This window comes from Ornithinimicrobium pekingense DSM 21552 (genome assembly GCF_000421185.1).
Lineage (GTDB): Bacteria > Actinomycetota > Actinomycetes > Actinomycetales > Dermatophilaceae > Ornithinicoccus > Ornithinicoccus pekingensis.
Genome location: NZ_ATWJ01000010.1, coordinates 23,688 through 42,375, shown reverse-complemented (window position 1 = coordinate 42,375; position 18,688 = coordinate 23,688). Strand labels below are relative to the sequence as shown.

Annotated in this window: 17 protein-coding genes; 4 read left to right on the top strand and 13 right to left on the bottom strand. The window is 73.0% G+C overall.

Going from position 1 to position 18,688, the window contains the following annotated elements; genetic code table 11:
* Positions 1-18 precede the first annotated feature (18 nt).
* From hisH to K330_RS0109755, 6 genes are all read right to left on the bottom strand, one after another.
* The gene (gene hisH / locus K330_RS0109780) at positions 19-627 is read right to left on the bottom strand and encodes an imidazole glycerol phosphate synthase subunit HisH (RefSeq protein WP_022921654.1); all 609 of its coding nucleotides are present in this window, start codon (positions 625-627) and stop codon (positions 19-21) included.
* On the bottom strand, positions 624-1,751 hold the full coding sequence (hisB, locus tag K330_RS0109775; RefSeq protein WP_022921653.1) for a bifunctional histidinol-phosphatase/imidazoleglycerol-phosphate dehydratase HisB: 1,128 nt from the start codon (positions 1,749-1,751) through the stop codon (positions 624-626). The genes hisH and hisB overlap by 4 nt, the downstream gene beginning before the upstream one ends.
* Positions 1,748-2,872, bottom strand: a complete 1,125-nt coding sequence (gene hisC / locus K330_RS0109770; RefSeq protein WP_022921652.1) for a histidinol-phosphate transaminase — start codon at positions 2,870-2,872, stop codon at positions 1,748-1,750. Before hisC ends, hisB begins: the two co-directional genes overlap by 4 nt.
* Positions 2,869-4,185 (bottom strand): histidinol dehydrogenase, encoded by a 1,317-nt coding sequence (hisD, locus tag K330_RS0109765; protein WP_022921651.1) that lies wholly within the window; start codon positions 4,183-4,185, stop codon positions 2,869-2,871. The genes hisC and hisD overlap by 4 nt, the downstream gene beginning before the upstream one ends.
* A complete protein-coding gene (hisG, locus tag K330_RS0109760) occupies positions 4,182-5,090 on the bottom strand; it encodes an ATP phosphoribosyltransferase (RefSeq protein WP_022921650.1) in 909 nt (302 codons plus the stop codon). Before hisG ends, hisD begins: the two co-directional genes overlap by 4 nt.
* A 110-nt stretch (positions 5,091-5,200) precedes the next feature.
* A complete protein-coding gene (locus K330_RS0109755) occupies positions 5,201-5,527 on the bottom strand; it encodes a YerC/YecD family TrpR-related protein (RefSeq protein ID WP_022921649.1) in 327 nt (108 codons plus the stop codon).
* A 264-nt stretch (positions 5,528-5,791) separates the two neighbouring features.
* Here K330_RS0109755 and K330_RS23685 point away from each other — a divergent pair, with 264 nt between their 5' ends.
* Entirely contained in the window at positions 5,792-6,022 is a 231-nt protein-coding gene (locus tag K330_RS23685; protein ID WP_022921648.1) for a hypothetical protein, read from the top strand.
* A 63-nt stretch (positions 6,023-6,085) separates the two neighbouring features.
* Positions 6,086-6,793 (top strand): peptidylprolyl isomerase, encoded by a 708-nt coding sequence (locus K330_RS0109745; RefSeq protein WP_022921647.1) that lies wholly within the window; start codon positions 6,086-6,088, stop codon positions 6,791-6,793.
* Between the two features lie 35 nt (positions 6,794-6,828).
* On the opposite strand, the gene hisS is transcribed toward K330_RS0109745, so the two are convergent.
* Both hisS and K330_RS0109735 read right to left on the bottom strand, forming a co-directional pair.
* Positions 6,829-8,235, bottom strand: coding sequence for a histidine--tRNA ligase (gene hisS, locus K330_RS0109740; protein ID WP_022921646.1), 1,407 nt, complete (start codon positions 8,233-8,235; stop codon positions 6,829-6,831).
* A gap of 166 nt (positions 8,236-8,401) precedes the next feature.
* Complete coding sequence (locus tag K330_RS0109735) at positions 8,402-9,100, bottom strand: MBL fold metallo-hydrolase (RefSeq protein ID WP_022921645.1); 699 nt, start codon at positions 9,098-9,100, stop codon at positions 8,402-8,404.
* Positions 9,101-9,165: 65 nt separating this feature from the next.
* Here K330_RS0109735 and K330_RS20450 point away from each other — a divergent pair, with 65 nt between their 5' ends.
* A complete protein-coding gene (locus tag K330_RS20450) occupies positions 9,166-10,632 on the top strand; it encodes a DUF349 domain-containing protein (protein ID WP_229665816.1) in 1,467 nt (488 codons plus the stop codon).
* Positions 10,629-11,978 (top strand): M18 family aminopeptidase, encoded by a 1,350-nt coding sequence (locus K330_RS0109725; protein ID WP_084617393.1) that lies wholly within the window; start codon positions 10,629-10,631, stop codon positions 11,976-11,978. Before K330_RS20450 ends, K330_RS0109725 begins: the two co-directional genes overlap by 4 nt.
* Positions 11,979-12,179: 201 nt before the next feature.
* Here the strand turns inward: K330_RS0109725 and K330_RS0109720 are convergent, their stop codons facing one another.
* The 5 genes from K330_RS0109720 to yajC form a co-directional block, all read right to left on the bottom strand.
* A complete protein-coding gene (locus K330_RS0109720) occupies positions 12,180-14,507 on the bottom strand; it encodes a RelA/SpoT family protein (protein ID WP_022921642.1) in 2,328 nt (775 codons plus the stop codon).
* 88 nt (positions 14,508-14,595) lie between these two features.
* On the bottom strand, positions 14,596-15,171 hold the full coding sequence (locus tag K330_RS0109715) for an adenine phosphoribosyltransferase (protein WP_022921641.1): 576 nt from the start codon (positions 15,169-15,171) through the stop codon (positions 14,596-14,598).
* Between the two features lie 18 nt (positions 15,172-15,189).
* A complete protein-coding gene (secF, locus tag K330_RS20445) occupies positions 15,190-16,398 on the bottom strand; it encodes a protein translocase subunit SecF (RefSeq protein WP_022921640.1) in 1,209 nt (402 codons plus the stop codon).
* The gene (secD, locus tag K330_RS20440; protein WP_022921639.1) at positions 16,398-18,353 is read right to left on the bottom strand and encodes a protein translocase subunit SecD; all 1,956 of its coding nucleotides are present in this window, start codon (positions 18,351-18,353) and stop codon (positions 16,398-16,400) included. The genes secF and secD overlap by 1 nt, the downstream gene beginning before the upstream one ends.
* A complete protein-coding gene (gene yajC, locus K330_RS0109700) occupies positions 18,353-18,676 on the bottom strand; it encodes a preprotein translocase subunit YajC (RefSeq protein ID WP_022921638.1) in 324 nt (107 codons plus the stop codon). The genes secD and yajC overlap by 1 nt, the downstream gene beginning before the upstream one ends.
* Positions 18,677-18,688 lie beyond the last annotated feature (12 nt).

Genomic DNA, 18,688 nt, shown 5'->3' with positions numbered 1-18,688 from the left:
GGTCGGGCAGGTCGGTCATCATCGGTCGACCTCCGTGAGGAAGTTTCGCAGAAGCCGTGCGCCGACGGCCGCCGACCTCTCCGGGTGGAACTGCGCGCCCCAGCGCAGCCCCGACCGGACCACGGCGGTGAAGGTGTCCCCGTGGGTGGTCGCGGCAAGGGTGGACGGTCCGACCGGGGCGGCGTAGGAGTGCACGAAGTAGGCGCGCTCCCCCTCACCGATCCCGGCCAGCAACGGGTCGTCGACGAGCTCGGTGAGCGCGTTCCACCCCATGTGCGGCACCCGGACACCGTAGTCGGCGCGGATCGGCTCCACGGACCCGGGCACCAGTCCCAGGGTCTGCACGCCGCCGTCCTCGGCCGAGCGGCCGAAGAGCAGCTGCATACCCAGGCACACGCCCAGGAGGGGGGCGTGCACCTCGTGGAGCACCTCGACGAGGTCCAGCTCGCGCAGCCGGCGCATGGCCGCCCCGGCGGCCCCGACGCCGGGCAGGACCACCCGGTCGGCGGCCAGGATGTCGCCGCGGTCGGCGGTCAGGCGGGCCGTCGCGCCGAGACGCTCCAGGGCGTAGCTGACCGAGCCGATGTTGGTGCCGCCGGAGTCGACGAGCGCCACGCGCAGGCTCACAGGACGCCCTTCGTCGAGGGCAGCTCGGTGGAGTCACCCTGGCGGGCCAGCGCCATCCGCAGCGCGCGGGCGACGGCCTTGAAGCCGACCTCGATCTGGTGGTGCGTGTTCTCCCCCGTCACCGACAGGTGCAGGGTGCAGCGCATCGCGTCGGCGAAGGAGCGCCAGAAGTGCTCGACCATCTCGGTGGGGAACTCCCCCACCGTCGGCCGGTCGAAGCTGCCCTCGTAGCGGAAGAAGGGGCGCCCGGACAGGTCGACCGCTGCGGTGGCCTGCGCCTCGTCCATGGGCAGGGTGAAGCCGTAGCGGCCGATCCCGCGCTTGTCGCCCAGCGCCGTGCGGACGGCCTCCCCGACGGCCAGCGCGACGTCCTCGATCGTGTGGTGGTCGTCGATGTGCAGGTCCCCGTCGCAGCGGACCGTCATCGAGAAGCCGCCGTGCTTGGCGAGCTGGTCGAGCATGTGGTCGAAGAAGCCGATCCCGGTGGCGGCGTCCGCACCCCCGGCGCGGTCCAGGTCCACGTCGACGGTGATCCGCGTCTCGGCGGTGTTGCGCTCCACGTGCGCGGTGCGTGGCCGGACGGCCAGCTCGTGGGCGATCCGGTCCCAGGTGAGGGTGGCGGTGGCCGCAGGGTCCGGTGCCGCCTGCGGGTCGACGCCGGTGCCGGCGGCGGGGGGCAGCAGGTAGGTGCGGATCCCCAGGTTGGTGCCGAACTCGCGGTCGGTCTCCCGGTCGCCGACCATGACGCTGCGCTCCCAGTCCACGCTCCTGTCCTTGAGCAGGTGGACGACCATGCCGATGCCCGGCTTGCGGGTCCACGGTGCGTCCGGTCCCTCCGCGTGCGGGTCGATGAGGATCTCCCGGAAGCGCACACCCTGGCTGCTCAGGATCTGCAGGAGCAGGTCGTGGGGGGCGTCGAAGTGCTCCTGCGGGAAGGAGTCGGTCCCCAGCCCGTCCTGGTTGCTGACCATGACCAGGTCGTAGCCGGCGTCCTGGATGCGCAGCAGCGCCGGGATGACGCCGTCGACGAGGCGCAGCTTGGCCAGGCTGTCGACCTGGAAGTCCTCGGGCTCGGCGATGATCGTGCCGTCGCGGTCGACGAAGCAGATGGGGCGGGTGGTCATCGGTCGGTCACTCCCAGGGGGATGTCGAGGGCGGAGTCGAGGTCGGTCATCTCGTCGTCGGTGCCGATCGTGATCCGCACGGCGTCGTCGAGGCCGGGCAGGTGGCGCATGTCGCGCACCACGATCCCGGCGGAGGCGAGGGTATGCAGCAGCGCGTCGGGGTCGTCGTGGCGCACCAGCAGGAAGTTGGCGTCGCTGGCGTAGACGGCCCGGACACCGTCGAGCTCGCGCAGGCGCCGCCCCAGCCGGTCCCGCCGCCGCAGGGTCGCGTTGACCCGCTCGCGGGTGGCGGCCAGGGCCTCCTCCGAGAGCGCGGCCAGAGCGAGCCGGGCCACCGGCACGGGGACGGGGTAGGGAGCCTGGACGCGGCGCAGCACCAGGGCGAGGTCCGGGTGGGCGAGGGCGATCCCGACCCGGGCACCGGCGAGCCCGTGCGCCTTGGACAGCGTGCGGAGCACCACCAGGGTCGGGTGCTCCTCCAGCAGGGCCACGGCGGAGCGCTGCTCGGCGAACTCGCCGTAGGCCTCGTCGACCACGACCACCGCCTGGTCGGCCAGCTCGTCGGCCAGCGCCGCCAGCTCGCGCAGCGGCACGACGGTGCCCGTCGGGTTGCCCGGCGAGGCGACGAAGACGACGCGGGCCCCCGCCTCGCGGGCGGCCCGGGCCAGAGCCTGGGTGTCCACCCGCCAGGTCAGCCCGTCGTCGGACTGCGGGACGTCGGTGACCGGGACGCCGTGCAGGCGCGCGGACACGGCATACATCCCGAAGGTCGGCGAGCTCACGACGACCCCGTCGCCGCCGGGGCGGCACAGCGCCCGGACCAGCAGCTCGATCATCTCGTCGCTGCCGCGCCCGACCACCATGCGGTCGGGTGTGGTCGCCCACAGGTCGGCGAACGCCTCGACCAGGGCGGGTGGCTGGGGGTCGGGGTAGCGCCGGCTGGTGCCCCCGGGGTCGGCCGCGCTCGGTGCACCGGACTCGTTGGCGTTGAGCCAGATGCGCGCCGGGACGCCGGGGGCGCTCGTGCGGGCCGACGAGTAGCCGGTGAACCCGCGCAGGTCCTCCCGGACCAGCTGCGCGGGGAAACCGGCCGCCGGCCGGGACCGGCTCTCCGAGCTCATCGTCCCTCCCCGGCCGGGGCCAGGCGCTCCAGCCGCCGGGTCACGGCCCGCTGGTGGGCGTGCAGCTGCTCGGCCTCGGCGAGCACCACGGCGCACGGCCCGACGGCGGCCAGGCCCTCGGGCGTCGCGCGCTGGACCGTCATCGCGATCTGGAAGGCGGCGACGTTGACGCCGCCGGTGAACCGGGCCGCGCCGGCCGTCGGCAGCACGTGGTTGGTCCCCGAGCAGTAGTCGCCGAGGGTCTCGGGCGTGTGGTCGCCCAGGAAGACCGACCCGGCGCGGTCCACGCTGCCGACCCAGCTCTGCGGGTCGCGCACGGACAGGATGAGGTGCTCGGGAGCGTAGTCGTTGGAGACCTCGAACGCGGTCTCCAGGTCGGGGGTGACGACGAGCCGGCTGGCCGACAGCGCCTTGCGGGCGATGTCGGCGCGCGGCAGCGCCTCGACCTGCGCCTCGACCTGGGAGGCGACGGCCTCGGCCAGCTCCCGGGAGTCGGTCAGCAGGATGACCTGGCTGTCCGGGCCGTGCTCGGCCTGGCTCAGCAGGTCCGCGGCGACGAACTCGGCGTCCGCGCCGGCGTCGGCGATCACCAGCACCTCCGAGGGGCCGGCCGGCATGTCGATCCCCGGGCCGCCCTCGGCGGTGGAGACCTGCCGCTTGGCCTCGGTGACCCACGCGTTGCCCGGGCCGAAGATCTTGTCGCAGGCGGGCACCGACTCGGTGCCGTAGGCCATCGCCGCGACCGCCTGCGCCCCACCGACCAGGAAGATGCGGGTGATCCCGCACTCGGCGGCGGCGGTCAGGACGGCCGGGTCTGCGGTGCCGTCGGGACGCGGCGGCGTGCACAGCACGACCTCGCGGCAACCGGCGAGCTGGGCGGGGACCCCGAGCATCAGCGCGGTCGAGGGCAGCGGCGCAGAGCCGGCGGGCACGTAGAGGCCCACCCTGCGGATCGGCCGGACGACGCGCTCGCAGACCACGCCCGGCGCGGTCTCCACGGCATACCCGGGCTGCATGCCGGCCTCGTGGAAGGCGCGGATGCGCCCGGCAGCCTCGGAGATGGCCTCCCGCAGGGCCGGGGTGAGACCCGCGGCTGCGGCGTCGCGGTCGGCGACGCTCACCTCGATGGCCTCCGGCTGCGCCCCGTCGAGGCGGGCGGTGAGCTCGCGCAGGGCCGCGTCTCCTGCAGAGCGGACCTGCTCCAGGATCTCGGTCACCCCGGCCGTCACCTCCGGACCGGCCGCGGCGGTGGCGCGGCGAAGGGCGTCCGCCTGCTCCGGGGCGGTCAGGTCGGCCCACGTCAGCACGTTCATGCCAGCATCCCCTCGACCGGCAGGACCATGAGGTTGTGCGCACCGGCGTGCTTGAGCTGCTCGAGCTTGGCCCAGGACACCGAGCCGTGCACGAGCACCTGGACCGACACCTCGTCGCGGTCGTCGACCTGCGTGATCGTGGGCTCGTGGCCGTCGGGCAGCAGCGGCAGCAGGTCGGTCAGGCCGTCGCGGGAGACCCTCAGCATGAGCAGCCGTGACTCCTTGAGCTGCAGCGCCCCGTCGAGGCGTCGCATGAGCAGGTCGGCAATCTCCTGGCGGCCGTCGTCCAGGGTGGCCGACGGACCGGCGATGACCGCCTCGGAGTGCAGGATCGTGGTGACCGGCTTGAGCTGGTTGGCGCGCAGCGTGCCGCCGGTGGAGACCAGGTCGCACACCACGTCGGCCTGGCCGAGCCTGGGCGCGATCTCCACGGAGCCGTTGAGGACCACGGGCTCGGCGTCGACGCTGTGCTCCTGCAGCCAGCGGCCCAGGGTGCGCGGGTAGGAGGTGGCGATGCGCAGCCCCTCGAGCTGCTGGGGCCCGGTCCACTCCTCGGCGTCGTCGATGGCCACGTCGAGCCGGCAGGTGCCCCAGCCGAGCTGGCGCCACTCCGTCAGGTCGGCGGGGCGTCCCTGCGCCTCGCGCTCCAGGCCGTGCTCGACGAGGACGTTGCGGCCCACGATGCCCACGTCGCACACGCCGTCGGCGATGAGGCCCGGGATGTCGTCGTCGCGCACCAGCAGCAGGTCGACGGGCAGCGACTCGCCGTAGAGGAAGAGCTTGTCGCGGCTCTCGCGCCACGTCAGGCCGCAGGAGGCCAGCAGCTCGCGGGCCGGCTCGCCGAGGCGGCCGGACTTCTGGATGGCCACGCGGAGGCGTTCGCGGGGCTGGGCGGGCGGGGTCATGGTGTCCTTCCGGACGGGGAGGCGGGCAGGGGTCCCGACGGGTGCTGGATGGTCAGGGGCGCGGACGTGACCGCACGGTCTTGTCGGGCGCCACGGTCGCGGGGCGGGGCTCAGCGGGCCAGATGCTCCGGCTCCCCGCCGGCTGCGGCCGAGCGGACCGAGAGCGCGGCGCGATAGCCTCCCGCCCCGCCCTCGAGATGACGGGCGACGCGGCCGATGGTGGTGACGCTGACGCCGGTGCGCTCGTGGATCTGGCGGTAGGACACACCCTCGGCCAGAAGCGGCACGACGCACCACCGGTCGGACAGCGCCTCCAGCTCGGCGGGGGTGCACAGGTCCTCCAGGAAGCTCTGGACCGCCTCGGAACCGTCCAGGCGCGCCAGCACGTCGCACAGCCGCGCGAGGGCGGTGTCGTCGACGGTGCTGCGTCGCTTCATTCTGGAGAAGCCTTCCGGAGGTGGGGAGCGGTGCAGGGCCAGGACCAGGCGCGGCCGGGTGTGCTAACGCGCTAGTACGCTAACACATTCCCCCGGCCCCTCCGCGCCTGCGGCACCCGGCCCACGAGCCCGTCGATGCCGGCGATACCCGCTCGATACCGCACCGGCGCCGGGCCGATACCCCCACGGCGCACTGTGAACGCAGGGACCGCGCCGCCGCGGGCCCGCGCCGGTGCGCCGGCGCCCGTACCGGAAGGGACGACCATGCACACCACCTTCACCCGCCTGGCGGCGGGCAGCTTCGTCACCGCCCTGGTCCTCACCGCCGGCGTGACCGTCGGCGCGGGGGCTACGCCCGACACCCCGGCGCACCGCCTGGTGACCGGCCCCGGCCAGGACCTGCTCTCCAAGCCGCAGGTCCTGCTCGGTGGCGCCGGTGGTGGCGGCGGCGGTGGCGGAGGCGGGGCGGGCAGCCTGCATCGCACCATGGAGTGAGTCCCGGCCGGGCCGGCCGGGACTGGGGTAGCATCCTCGCCACCCCAGCCGCCCAGGAGAACGATGCGCCGCGCCCTGCTCGCCCTGTCCGCCGCCACCCTCGCGCTCTCCGCCTGCGGAGGCGGCGAGGCGACGTTCCCCGGCACTGACGCCTCCGCGCCCTCGGGCACAGGGTCGGCCGCCGGCCCGCTCGAATGCGCCGACCCGCCCGAGCCACCCGCCGAGCCCCTCATGTTCGGGCCGGAGGAGCTGCCGACGCCCAAGAGCGGCGACCCCGCGACCCTCGCCGCCACGGTCGAGACGACGTGCGGGGACCTCGTCGTGGAGCTGTATGCCGCCGACGCTCCGCAGACGGTGGCCTCCTTCGAGTTCCTGGCTGAGCGGGGCTACTGGGAGGACAGCCCCTGCCACCGGCTGACGACCCAGGGCATCTTCGTGCTCCAGTGCGGCGACCCGAGCGGCACCGGGGCCGGCGGCCCGGGCTACGGCTACGGCATCGAGAACGCCCCGGCGGACGGGCTCTACCCGCCCGGCACCCTGGCGATGGCGCGCACCTCGGACCCGAACAGCAACGGAGGCCAGTTCTTCATCGTCTACGACGACACCCAGCTGCCCACCGAGGGTGGCGGCTACAGCGTCTTCGGCCGGGTCACCGAGGGGATGGAGATCGTCGAGGGCGTGGCCGCGGCCGGTGGCCAGACCGACGACCCCAACGGCAGCCCGCCGGCCCAGCCGATCAGCATCCTGTCGGTCGACGTCTCCGGGGGCTAGGGAGGCACCCGCGCCTCCAGCTTCCGCCCGGCCGCTCAGACCTGCGGCTGGGCGAGCTCGACCCGCAGGGCCGAGACGACCTCGGTGCGGGGCACCGTGAACTGGTCCTGCCGCCGCAGGTCCTTCAACGTCACCGTGCCGTCGGCGACCTCCTGGCGTCCCAGGATGGCGACGAAACGGATCCCGGCGCGATCGGCATACCGCAGCTGCTTGCCGAGCTTGCCCCCGTCCAGGACGGCCTCGGTGTTGATCCCGCCGTGGCGCAGCTGGGAGGCGAGGGCGAGCTGGTCGTCGAGCAGCTCGGCGTCGACCTGCGGCACCAGCGCCTGCACGGTGGACTCCCCCGTCGAGGCCTCCAGCAGCCCCGCCTCGCGCAGCTGCCAGAAGAGGCGGGACAGCCCGATCGAGATGCCGACACCGGGAAGGCGCGACCTGGTGTACTGGCCCGCCAGGTTGTCGTAGCGCCCGCCGGAGCAGATCGAGCCGATCTGCGGGTGCTCGTCCAGCGTTGTCTCGTAGACGGTGCCGGTGTAGTAGTCCAGCCCGCGCGCGATCGAGAAGTTGAGGCAGTAGTCGCTCTCCGGCACGCCCAGGGCACGCACGAGGGTGAGCACCTCACGCAGCTCGGCGACACCCTCGGCGAGCGAGGCGCTGCCGCGGGAGCCGCGCTCGACCTCGGCGAGACGTGCAAGGGCGTCGTCATGGCCCGTGGAGCGCACCTGCACGAAGGCGAGGATCTGCTCGACGACCTCGTCGGCCAGGCCGAAGCCCGCACCGGTCAGCGTGCTGCGCAGGTGGTCGGGGCCGCGCTTGTCGAGCTTGTCGACCTCGCGCAGGACGGCCGCCTGCTGCTCGGCGTCGGTGATGCCCAGGTCCTCGTAGAACCCGCGCAGGAGCTTGCGGTTGTTGACCTGGATCGTGAACGAGCCGATCGCCAGGTCGGTGAAGATAGCGTGGATGATCGCGGGGCACTCGGCGTCGTGCCGGACCGACAGCTCGTCCTTGCCGATGATGTCGACGTCGCACTGGTAGAACTCGCGGAACCGGCCGCGCTGGGGCCGCTCGCCGCGGTAGACCCGCTGCATCTGGTAGCGGCGGAAGGGGAAGGTGAGCTGGTGCTCGTGCTCGGCGACGTAGCGGGCCAGCGGGACCGTCAGGTCGAAGCGCAGCGCCATCTCGGGCAGCGCGGGCCCCTCGGCGGACGTGTCCGCCTCGCGGGACTTCTCCAGCGCCCCGGTCGACTGCACAAAGTAGACCTGGCGCTCGGTCTCGCCCCCTGTCTTGGTGAGCAGCACGTCGGACCGCTCGAAGACCGGCGTCTCGATCGGCAGGAACCCGAACCGCTCGTAGCCGGAGCGGATGGCGTCCAGCATGCGCTGGAAGGCGATCTGCTCGGCGGGCAGCAGCTCGAGGACACCGGACGGCGTGCGGGGGGTGATCACCGGGCGAGTGTATCGAGGGCCGAGCGGCCTCCCGGCCAGCGGACCGGCTACCTGCGACGCCTTGCTGTCAGGAACACGTGATGCATCAGGTGGCTCTCGCAACGACGCGTCGTGAGTGGAGGGGCGGCCCGCGAGGTGCCCGCTCGGGCCGGCGTGGCGACCGTGGTCAGCCGGCAAGCCCCTGCAGGTAGGGGTTGGTGGTGCGCTCACGGGCCATCGTGGTCGCCGGGCCGTGCCCGGGCAGCACCAGGGTGGAGTCGGCCATCGGCAGCACGACGTCACGCAGGGACCGCTGCATGGCGGCGGGGTCTCCCCCGGCCAGGTCGGTACGGCCGATCGACCCGGCGAAGAGGACGTCGCCGGAGAGCACGGTGCGGTCCAGGTCGTCCGCGGGGATCCCGTGCGGCAGGGCCGGCAGGCCGAACACCACGGAGCCCTCGGTATGCCCCGGGGCGTGGGCGACGTCCACCTGCAGCCCCGCCAGCTCCAGGGTCTGCCGGTCGGTCACCTCGACGACCGTCTCGGGCTCGCGCCAGGTCGCGGCCCGGCCGAACTGCTGCTCGAGGGCCGCCCGGACCGGCTCGCCGAGCAGGGCGAGCGGGTCCTCCAGCCGGTAGCGGTCGTCGCCGTGGATGTAGGCGGCTGTCGTGCCCCCGCACACCGGCGTGACCGACCAGACGTGGTCGGCGTGGCCGTGCGTCAGGAGCACCGCGGCCGGACGCAGCCGGTGCTCGGCGAGGACCTCCGCGACGCGGTCGGTCACCCCGATCCCGGGGTCGACGACGAGACACTCCTCGCCCGGGCCCGGGGCGAGGACGTAGCAGTTGGTGCCGAAGGCGTCGGCGACGATGCTGCGGACGAACACAGGGCGACCCTACGCCGACCTCCGACCGCCCGGCTCGGTTCGGTTCGGTAGTGTCGTCCCACGCCATGTCAGTCGAGCAGACCCCGATGGTCGAGCCCGCGGTCGAGAGAGGCCACCACGTGTCCGAGCAGACGCCCAAGCCAGTCCCCACCCCGCCCTCGCCCGCCATGCTGGCGGCGCGCAGGCCCGCGGTCCCCCGCCCTCCGGCACCGGCCGGTGACGCCGGTGGCCCCGGGGCGGCCACGTCCGCGACGCCCGCCGAGTCCGTCGCCCCGACGGCTCCCAGCGAGTCGGTCAGGCATGGCCGGGTCGGCGAGGACGGCACGGTCTACGTGACCCTGGCCGACGGCACCGAGCGCGAGGTCGGCTCCTACCCGGACGCCTCGCCCGAGGAGGCCCTGGCCTACTTCGCCCGGAAGTACGACGAGCTGGTCGCCTCGGCCGATCTCCTCGCCCAGCGCCTCGCGCACACCGAGGTCTCCGCCCACGACGCACGACAGTCGCTGGCGCACCTGAAGGAGCAGATCGGCGACGCGCACGTGGTCGGCGACCTCGCCGCCCTGGAGGCCACGGTCGCCGCCCTGGACGAGTCGGTCGCGGCCAAGTCGGCCGCGGAGGCCCAGCAGCGGGCGGCCGCCAAGGCCGAGGCCGTGGTGCGGCGGGAGGAGCTCGTGGTGGAGGCCGAGACGCTGGCCGACACCGATCCCGCGAAGGTGCAGTGGAAGCAGGCGTCCAGCCGGGTGCGCGAGCTGCTCGACGAGTGGAAGGCGCACCAGCGCTCCGGCCCGCGCCTGGACAAGGACGTGGAGAACGCGCTGTGGAAGCGGTTCAGCCACGCCCGCACCGCCTTCGACAAGAAGCGCAAGACCTGGTTCGCCCAGCTCGACGAGCAGCACGGGCAGGCCAAGGCCCTCAAGGAGAAGCTCGTGCGTGAGGCGGAGGCGCTGGCGACCAGCAAGGACTGGGGCCCGACCGCCGGTGCGTTCAAGCGCCTCATGCAGGACTGGAAGCGCGCCGGACGGGCCGCCCGCTCCGACGACGACGCGCTGTGGGCACGTTTCAAGGCCGCCCAGGACACCTTCTTCGACGCCAAGGACCAGGTCGTGGCCGCCGAGGAGGCGGAGTACGCCGAGAACCTCGTGGTCAAGGAGGCTCTCCTCGCCGAGGCGGAGGCGATCACCGTCGACGAGGAGCACCTGGAGTCGGCCAAGGCCGAGCTGCGCCGCATCCAGGACCGGTGGGACGCCGCCGGCAAGGTCCCGCGTGCGGACATCCGACGGGTCGAGGGCCGGCTGCGGGCCGTCGAGCAGCAGGTCCGCGACCTCGAGGACAAGCAGTGGAAGCGGTCGGACCCCGAGCTGACCGCCCGCGCCCAGTCGATGGCCGAGCAGCTCGAGCGCGCGGTGCAGGGCCTGGAGTCTGACCTGGCGGCCGCCCGGGCCGCCGGTGACGACGGACGGGCCGAAGCGCTCGAGGCCGAGCTGGCCACCAAGCGGCTCTGGCTCGACTCGGCACGCGGCAACCTGTCGTGACCGCCCCCGTGACGGAGGCCGCTACCCGCGTGACCCAGGTCGCCGACGGGCTGTGCAGCTATCTCGACGCCTCCCCCTCACCGTTCCACGCCGTCGACTCCGCTGCCGCCCTCCTGCGCGAGGCCGGCTTCACCGAGCTCGCCGAGACCGAGGCGACGCCGACCGCACCGGGCAGATATGTCGTGCGCCGCGGCGGGTCCCTCCTGGCCTGGTCCACCGCCGAGGTGGGCGACGCGCGGACCCCGGCGACGCCATACCGGGTGGTCGGGGCCCACACCGACTCGCCCAACCTGCGGATCAAGCCGCGGCCCGACTGGACGCGTGCCGGGTGGCAGATGCTCGGCGTGGAGGTCTACGGCGGTGCGCTGACCAACTCCTGGCTCGACCGTGACCTGGGGCTTTCCGGCCGCGTCACCGTGCGCGACGCCGGGGCGCCCGGGGGCTTCAGCGACCGGCTGTTCCGCACCGACGACCCGGTGCTGCGGGTGTCCCAGCTGGCGATCCACCTGGACCGCACGGTGCGCTCCGAGGGGCTGCAGCTCAACGACCAGCAGCACCTGGCCCCGCACTGGGGTCTGGGCGTGGGCAGGCGCTCGTTCCGCGAGTGGCTGGCGGGGCTGGTCGAGGTCGACGCCGAGGACCTGCTCGGCTTCGACGCGATGACCCACGACCTGACACCCGCCCGTCGCATCGGCACCGACGGCGAGCTCATCGCCTCCGCGCGGCTGGACAACCTGGCCACGAGCTACGCCGCCGTGCGGGCGCTGCTCGAGGCGGTGGAGTCCGCCCCCGACGCGACCAGGCGCACGCCGTCGATCCCGCTCATCGTGCTCTTCGACCACGAGGAGGTCGGCAGCATGTCCGAGCGCGGTGCGCAGTCGACGTTCCTGCCGGCGTGGCTGGAGCGCATCGTGCTGGCCGCCGGCGGCACCCGCGAGGACTACTGGCGCGCCCTGGCCGGGTCGGTGATCGCCTCGGGCGACATGGCGCACGCCACGCACCCGAACTACGCCGAGCGCCACGAGCCGGAGCACCCGATCCTCATGAACGGCGGGCCCGTGCTCAAGGTCAACACCAACCTGCGCTACGCCACGGACTCCCTCGGCGCGGCAGCGTTCGCGCTGGCGTGCGAGCAGGCCGGGGTGCCGATGCAGACCTTCGTGACGCGCTCCGACCTGCCCTGCGGGTCGACCGTCGGACCGATGACCTCGGCGCTCACGGGGGCCACGACGGTCGACTTCGGCGCGCCGGTGCTCTCGATGCACTCCACGCGGGAGATCTGCGGCACGCTCGACCAGGCCGCCTACGCCGCGGCGCTGGCTGCCTTCCTGGCACCCCGCGCCTGACCCACCACCCCCGCCCTCACCGACCGGCGACGTCGGGTGCACGCCCCCAGCCCGACCGGCGACGTCGGGTGCACGCCGCAGCGGTCACCGAGGACGTGGTCTGCTCGCGGAGCGAACCGGCGCCGTCCCCGGTCGGGCGTATGCCGTACCTGAGCCGTCCCCGGTCGGGCGTCGGCTGTGCCTGCGCCGTCCCCGGTCGGGTCAGGCGCTCCGCCCCCGCCGGTGCGGGTCGGTGGAGGCTGTGCCGGTGACGCGGTAGGCGTCCAGGACGCCGGAGACCCTCCGCACGGCCCGGATGACCGACTCCAGGTGCGAAGGATCGGCCATCTCGAAGGTGAACTTCGACAGCGCCACCCGGTCGCGCCCGGTCTGCACGGAGGCCGAGAGGATGTTGACGTGCTGGTCGGAGAGCACGTTGGTGATGTCTGAGAGCAGCCGGGGCCGGTCGAGCGCCTCCACCTGCAGGTTGACCAGGAACAGGCTGGAGGCCGTCGGGGCCCACGCCACCGGGAGGATGCGCTCGGGCTGCTTGACCTCGAGCTGCTCGGCGTTGGTGCAGTCGGTGCGGTGCACCGACACGCCACGGCCGTGGGTGACGAAGCCCATGATCGGGTCGCCGGGCACGGGCGTGCAGCACTTGGCCAGCTTGACCCAGACGTCGTCGGTGCCGACGACCGTGACGCCCGGGTCGGTCTTGGCCTGCGCCCGACCGCGTCGCGGCGGGGTGGTCGCCTCGGCCAGGTCCTCCTCGGCGCCGTCCTCCCCGCCCAGCGTCGAGACCAGCTGCCCCACGACGTGCTGAGCGGAGATGTGGTGCTCACCCACCGCCGCGAACAGGCCGTCGATGTCCTTGTAGTTCAGCTCGCCCGCGACGGCGGTGAGGGTGTCGTGCGACATGAGCCGCTGCAGCGGCTGGTTCTGCTTGCGCAGCACCTTGGCGATCTGGTCCTTGCCGGAGTCGATCATCTCCTCGCGCCGCTCGCGCGTGAACCACTGCCGGATCTTGTTGCGGGCGCGGGCGCTCTTGACGAAGGTCAGCCAGTCACGGCTCGGGCCCGCGTCCTCGGCCTTGCTCGTGATGATCTCGACCGTGTCGCCGTTGACCAGCTCGGAGTCCAGCGGCACGAGCTTGCCGTTGACCCGGCCGCCGACGCACCTGTGCCCCACCTCGGTGTGCACGGCGTAGGCGAAGTCCACCGGAGTCGCACCGGCGGGCAGCGCCATCACGTCACCTCCGGGGGTGAAGACGTAGACCTCCGCCGAGCCGATCTCGAAGCGCAGCGAGTCGAGAAACTCCCCCGGGTCGGCGGTCTCGCGCTGCCAGTCGATGAGCTGGCGCAGCCACTGCATACCCTCCAGCGCCCCGGGGGCCCCGTCCGAGCCGGCCAGGGCCTTGGTGCCGTCGGGCGCCTGCTCCTTGTACTTCCAGTGCGCCGCCACGCCGTACTCGGCCCGGCGGTGCATCTGGTGCGTGCGGATCTGGATCTCGACCGGCTTGCCCTCGGGCCCGATGACCGTCGTGTGCAGCGACTGGTACATGTTGAACTTCGGCATCGCGATGTAGTCCTTGAACCGCCCCGGCACCGGGTTCCACCGGCTGTGCAGGGCGCCGAGCACCGCGTAGCAGTCCTGGATCGAGTCGACGAGCACGCGCACGCCCACCAGGTCGTAGATCTTGTCGAAGTCGTGCCCCCGCACGATCATCTTCTGGTAGACGGAGTAGTAGTGCTTGGGCCGGCCCGTGATGGTCGCCCGGATCTTGCTGGTCTTGAGCTCCTCGGCGATGTCGGCGCGGATCTTGGCCAGCAGCTCCTCCCGCGCCGGCGCCCGCTGCGCCACCATCCGCACGATCTCGTCGTAGACCTTGGGGTAGAGCTGGGCGAAGGACAGGTCCTCCAGCTCCCACTTGATCGTGTTCATCCCCAGGCGGTGGGCCAGCGGGGCGTAGATCTCCAGGGTCTCCGACGCCTTGCGCGCGGCAGACTCCGCGGAGACGTAGCGCCACGTGCGGGCGTTGTGCAGCCGGTCGGCCAGCTTGATGACCAGCACCCGGATGTCGCGGGCCATGGCCACGACCATCTTGCGCACGGTCTCGGCCTGCGCGGCGTCGCCGTAGGTCATCTTGTCGAGCTTGGTCACCCCGTCGACGAGCATCGCGATCTCGTCGCCGAAGTCGGTGCGCAGCTGCTCGAGGGAGTATGCGGTGTCCTCGACCGTGTCGTGCAGGAGCGCCGCCGCGATCGTCGAGGGGGTCATGCCGAGCTCGGCCAGGATCGTCGCCACCGCCAACGGGTGGGTGATGTAGGCGTCGCCGCTCTTGCGCTTCTGCCCCTGGTGGGCCCGGGCCGCGACGGCGTAGGCCCGTTCGATCAGGCTGAGGTCGGCCTTGGGGTGGGTGGCCCGCACGGAACGCAGGAGCGGCTCGAGCGCAGGGTTGGTGGTGGAGGAGCGGCCGCCGAGCCGGGCCCAGCGCGGGCGCAGCCCGCCACCCGACCGGGTGGTCGGGGAGCTCGGCGCCGTGTCGCTCATGACGAGATCATAGGTGCTCGCGCTGTGCGGCCCGGCCCCGTCCCCGGGGCACCGCGCGCGGCGGGACACCGGCCCCCGACTGTGCGGGTCACACCGTGAGGATGGACGACACGTCGTAGCGCTCGAGCCGGTCACGGCCCTGCAGCGAGCCGATCTCCAGGACCAGCTCGATCGCGGCCACGCTGGCTCCGCACCGCTCGATGAGCTCGCAGGTGGCCGCCAGGGTGCCGCCGGTGGCCAGGACGTCGTCGACGATCAGCACGCGCTCCCCGTTGGAGACCGCGTCCTGGTGGATCTCCAGCGTGGCCGTGCCGTACTCCAGGGCGTAGGAGCGGGAGTGCACGGCCGAGGGCAGCTTGCCCTCCTTGCGCACGGGCACGAAGCCGACACCGAGGGCGTGGGCGATCATGGCGCCGAGGATGAAGCCGCGGGCCTCGATCCCGGCCACCACGTCGACCCTGCCCTGCCGGCGGTGCACCGTGTCGGCCACGATGCGGTCACGCAGGGACGGGTCGAGCAGCAGCGGCGTGAAGTCCTTGAACACCACGCCGTTGATCGGGAAGTCGGGGATGTCCCGCATGCCGGCCAGCACGTCGCGGGCGAGCCCGTGGTCCTGGGTGGCCCGGTCGACATGCGCGGGGTGCGCCTGGGGGTCCGTGTCCATGTGCCGCACCTGCCCGGTTCAGCCGCGCCGCTTGCGCCGCGGCTGGTTGCGCGGGCCGCGCTGGGCGTAGGGGTGCAGCTGGCGTCCCTGCGCCCGCGCCTGCGCGCCCTCCGTCTCCGACGGGCGCGGCCCGGTGCCCGCGGGGACCTGTGCCGGCTCGGCCTCGTCGGCCACGGACGGGGGCCCGAGCACCGTGTCGGCCTCGGTGTGCGTCTCCGCACCGGCGGCACCGCCGGAGCGGCGCGCCGCGCGCTCGGCCCGCCGGGTGACCGACGAGTCGTGCTTCTTGATCTCCGCCTCACCCTGGCGCAGGTGGACCAGGAGCGGGGTCGCGATGAAGATCGAGGAGTAGGTGCCGACGGCGATGCCGATGAACAACGCCCAGGACAGGTCCACGAGCGTCCCCGGCCCGATGAGGGTGATGCCGACCAGCAGGATGACCGCGACCGGCAGCAGGGCGACGATCGAGGTGTTGATCGACCGGACGATCGTCTGGTTGACCGCCAGGTTGGCGGCCTCGGCGTAGGTCATCCGGCGCGTGTCGAAGGCGTGGTCGGTGTTCTCGCGCACCTTGTCGAAGACCACGATCGTGTCGTAGATCGAGTAGCCCAGGATCGTCAGGAAGCCGATGACCGAGGCGGGCGAGACCTCGATGCCGATCAGCGCGTAGATCCCCAGGGTGAACAGGACGTCGTGCACGAGGGCGACGAGCGCCGCGACGGCCATCTTCCAGGTGCGGAAGTAGAGGCTGAGCACCACCGTGACCAGGGCCAGGAAGACGCCCAGGGCGATCAGCGCACGCTGGGTGACGGTCTCGCCCCAGGAGGGTCCGACCAGCGAGCTGGTCACCGACTCCACGGGGACGCCGAACTCCTCGGCGAGGTCGGCTCGCAGCTCCTCGGCCTCGAGGTCCTCCATCTCCCCGGTCTGGACGCGCACGGTGTCGTCACCGATCCGCGTCACGGTCGTCGTCTCGCCCGGAGCGGCGGCGTCGACCACGTCGCCGGCGCGGCTCTCGTAGCCGTCCATGTCCTGGACGGCCGAGACGCGCAGCTCGGTGCCGCCGCGGAACTCGATGCCGAAGTTGAGGCCGAGGCCGAGGAGGCCGACCAGCGACACCACGGTCAGCACCAGGGAGATCAGGTAGAAGCGGTTGCGCCGCCCGACGATGTCGTAGGACTTCTTGCCCGAGTACAGGTCGTTACCGAGCTGGCTGAAGCGCGACATCAGACCACACCGCCTTCCAGCTCTTCACGGGTATGCCGTCTGCGTCCCGGCGCGACGAGATCGGGCTCGCGGATCTGGCCACGGCCCAGGTAGGCCGAGCGCTTGGCGCCCAGGCGCTCGGGCTCCATGCCCGACCACCTGCGGCCCTCCCCGAAGAACGGCGAGTTGGCCAGGATGCTGACGACCGGGTGGGTGAACATCATCACGACGACGAGGTCCATGATCGTGGTCAGGCCCAGCATGAACGCGAACGCCTTCACGCCCGCCTCGGACAGGAAGTAGAGGACGCCGGCCGCCAGGAGGTTGACGACGTCGGAGATGATGATCGTCTGCCGCGCCCGTGCCCAGCCGGTGTCCACGGCATACCGCAGCGGCCGTCCGGCGCGCACCTCGTCGCGGATGCGCTCGAAGTAGACGATGAAGCTGTCCGCCGTGATGCCGATCGAGACGATCAGGCCCGTGACCCCGGCCATCGTCAGGCGGAAGTTCGTGGCCCAGCCCAGCAGGGTCACCGCGCCGTAGGCCAGGGTCCCGGCGACGACCAGCGAGGCGATCGCCACGAACCCGAGGGCGTGGTACTGCACCAGCATGAAGACGAAGACGAGCACCAGGCCGATGGCCCCGGCGATGAGGCCCCAGCGCAGCTGCTCACCACCCAGGGTCGGGCTGATCTGCTCGGAGGTCTGCACGTCGAAGCTCAGCGGCAGCGCGCCGAACTTGAGCTGGTTGGCCAGCGTCTGCGCCTCCTCCACGGTGAAGTCGCCGGTGATCGTGGCGACGCCGTTGGGGATGACGCTGTTGACGGTCGGCGCGGAGATGACCTCACCGTCCAGGACCATCGCGAAGCGGTTCTGCGCGGAGTTCTGGGGGTAGCCCATGAGTCGGGAGGTGACGTCGGCGAAGGTCTGGCCGCCCTCGTCGTCGAAGGTCAGCACGACCTCCCAGCGGCCGGTGACCCCGCCGCCCTGCGTCTGCTCGGGGCCGGAGGTGGCGTCGACCAGCGCGCCACCGGAGATCTCGGCCGGGCCGAGGATGTACTTCTCGGTCCCCTCGGCGTTGCACACGACCAGCGGCTGGTCACTGGCAGCGTTGGCGGCCGCGTCGGACAGCTCGTCGCCGCACTGGCTCTCGGTGAACTGCTGCTGCAGCTCGGGGGTGACCTGCGCGAGGTCGGAGGGGTTGCTGGCGGGCGGCGCCTCCTCTGCGGGCGGTGCCGGCTCGGTCGTCTCGGCGGCGTCGTCGGCCCCGGCGGCGAGCAGGCCGGCGCCGCCGCGGTTCTCGACGGTCGTGGCCTGCGCGGGCAGGCTCTCGCCGCCGCGGTTCTCCTCGGTCTGCTGCGCGTCGTCCCCGGCGTCCTCGGGCGGGGAGAGCTGCTCGACGCGCTCCTGCAGCTGCGGGGAGGGCAGCGGCAGCTCGCGCGGCGCCTGCGGCTCCTCGCCGGCCGGGAACGCGGGCGCGGCCACGAGGACCGGACGGAAGAACATCTGCGAGGACCGGCTGAGGGCCTCCAGCTGCGACGGGGTCGGGTTGCCCGGGATGGCGACCGAGATGTTCTGGCCCAGGCGGGTGACCTCGGCCTCGGCGGTGCCGGTGCCGTCGACGCGACGCCGGATGATGTCGATGGCCTGGTCGAGCTGCTCGGTGCCGATCGAGGCGCCGTCCTCGGTCTCGGGCGCGAGCACCACCTGGCGGCCGCCGGCGAGGTCCAGGCCCAGCTGCGGGGTGAGCGCCGCCTGGGGCGTGGCCCACAGGTGGGCGGCGCCGATGCCGGCGAAGAGTGCGATGGTCAGGACGAGGAGGGTGACGAGCGTGCGGACCGGGCCGCGGGTGCGCGGGTTGCGGCGGGCCCGGCTCTTGCCGCGTCCTCCGGCGCCGCGGCCCTGACGGCGGCCGCCCTGGTCGGACAGGCCGGGCAGGTCCTCCTCGCGCCGCGACCCCCGGGTGGACAGCGACATCAGGCGGTCTCCCCCGGCTGCGCGCCGCCGGCGGGGCGGGACGCGTCGGGCACGATGGCGCGACGCGCGACCCGGAGGACGACACCGGGGGCGACCTCCAGGTGCACCACGTCCCCCTCGATGGCCGAGATCGTGCCGAAGATGCCGGCCGCGGCCATGACCTCCTGGCCGACCTCGAGCCCGGCCTGCGCCTCCGCGACCGCCCGCGCGCGCTTGCGCTGGGTGAACATCAGGTAGAGCAGCACCGCGAACGGGAGCGCCAGGAGCAGGATGGTGGACAGGCCCCCACCCGACCCGGGTGCGGCGGTGGCCAGTGGCGTCATCGGTGAACCTTC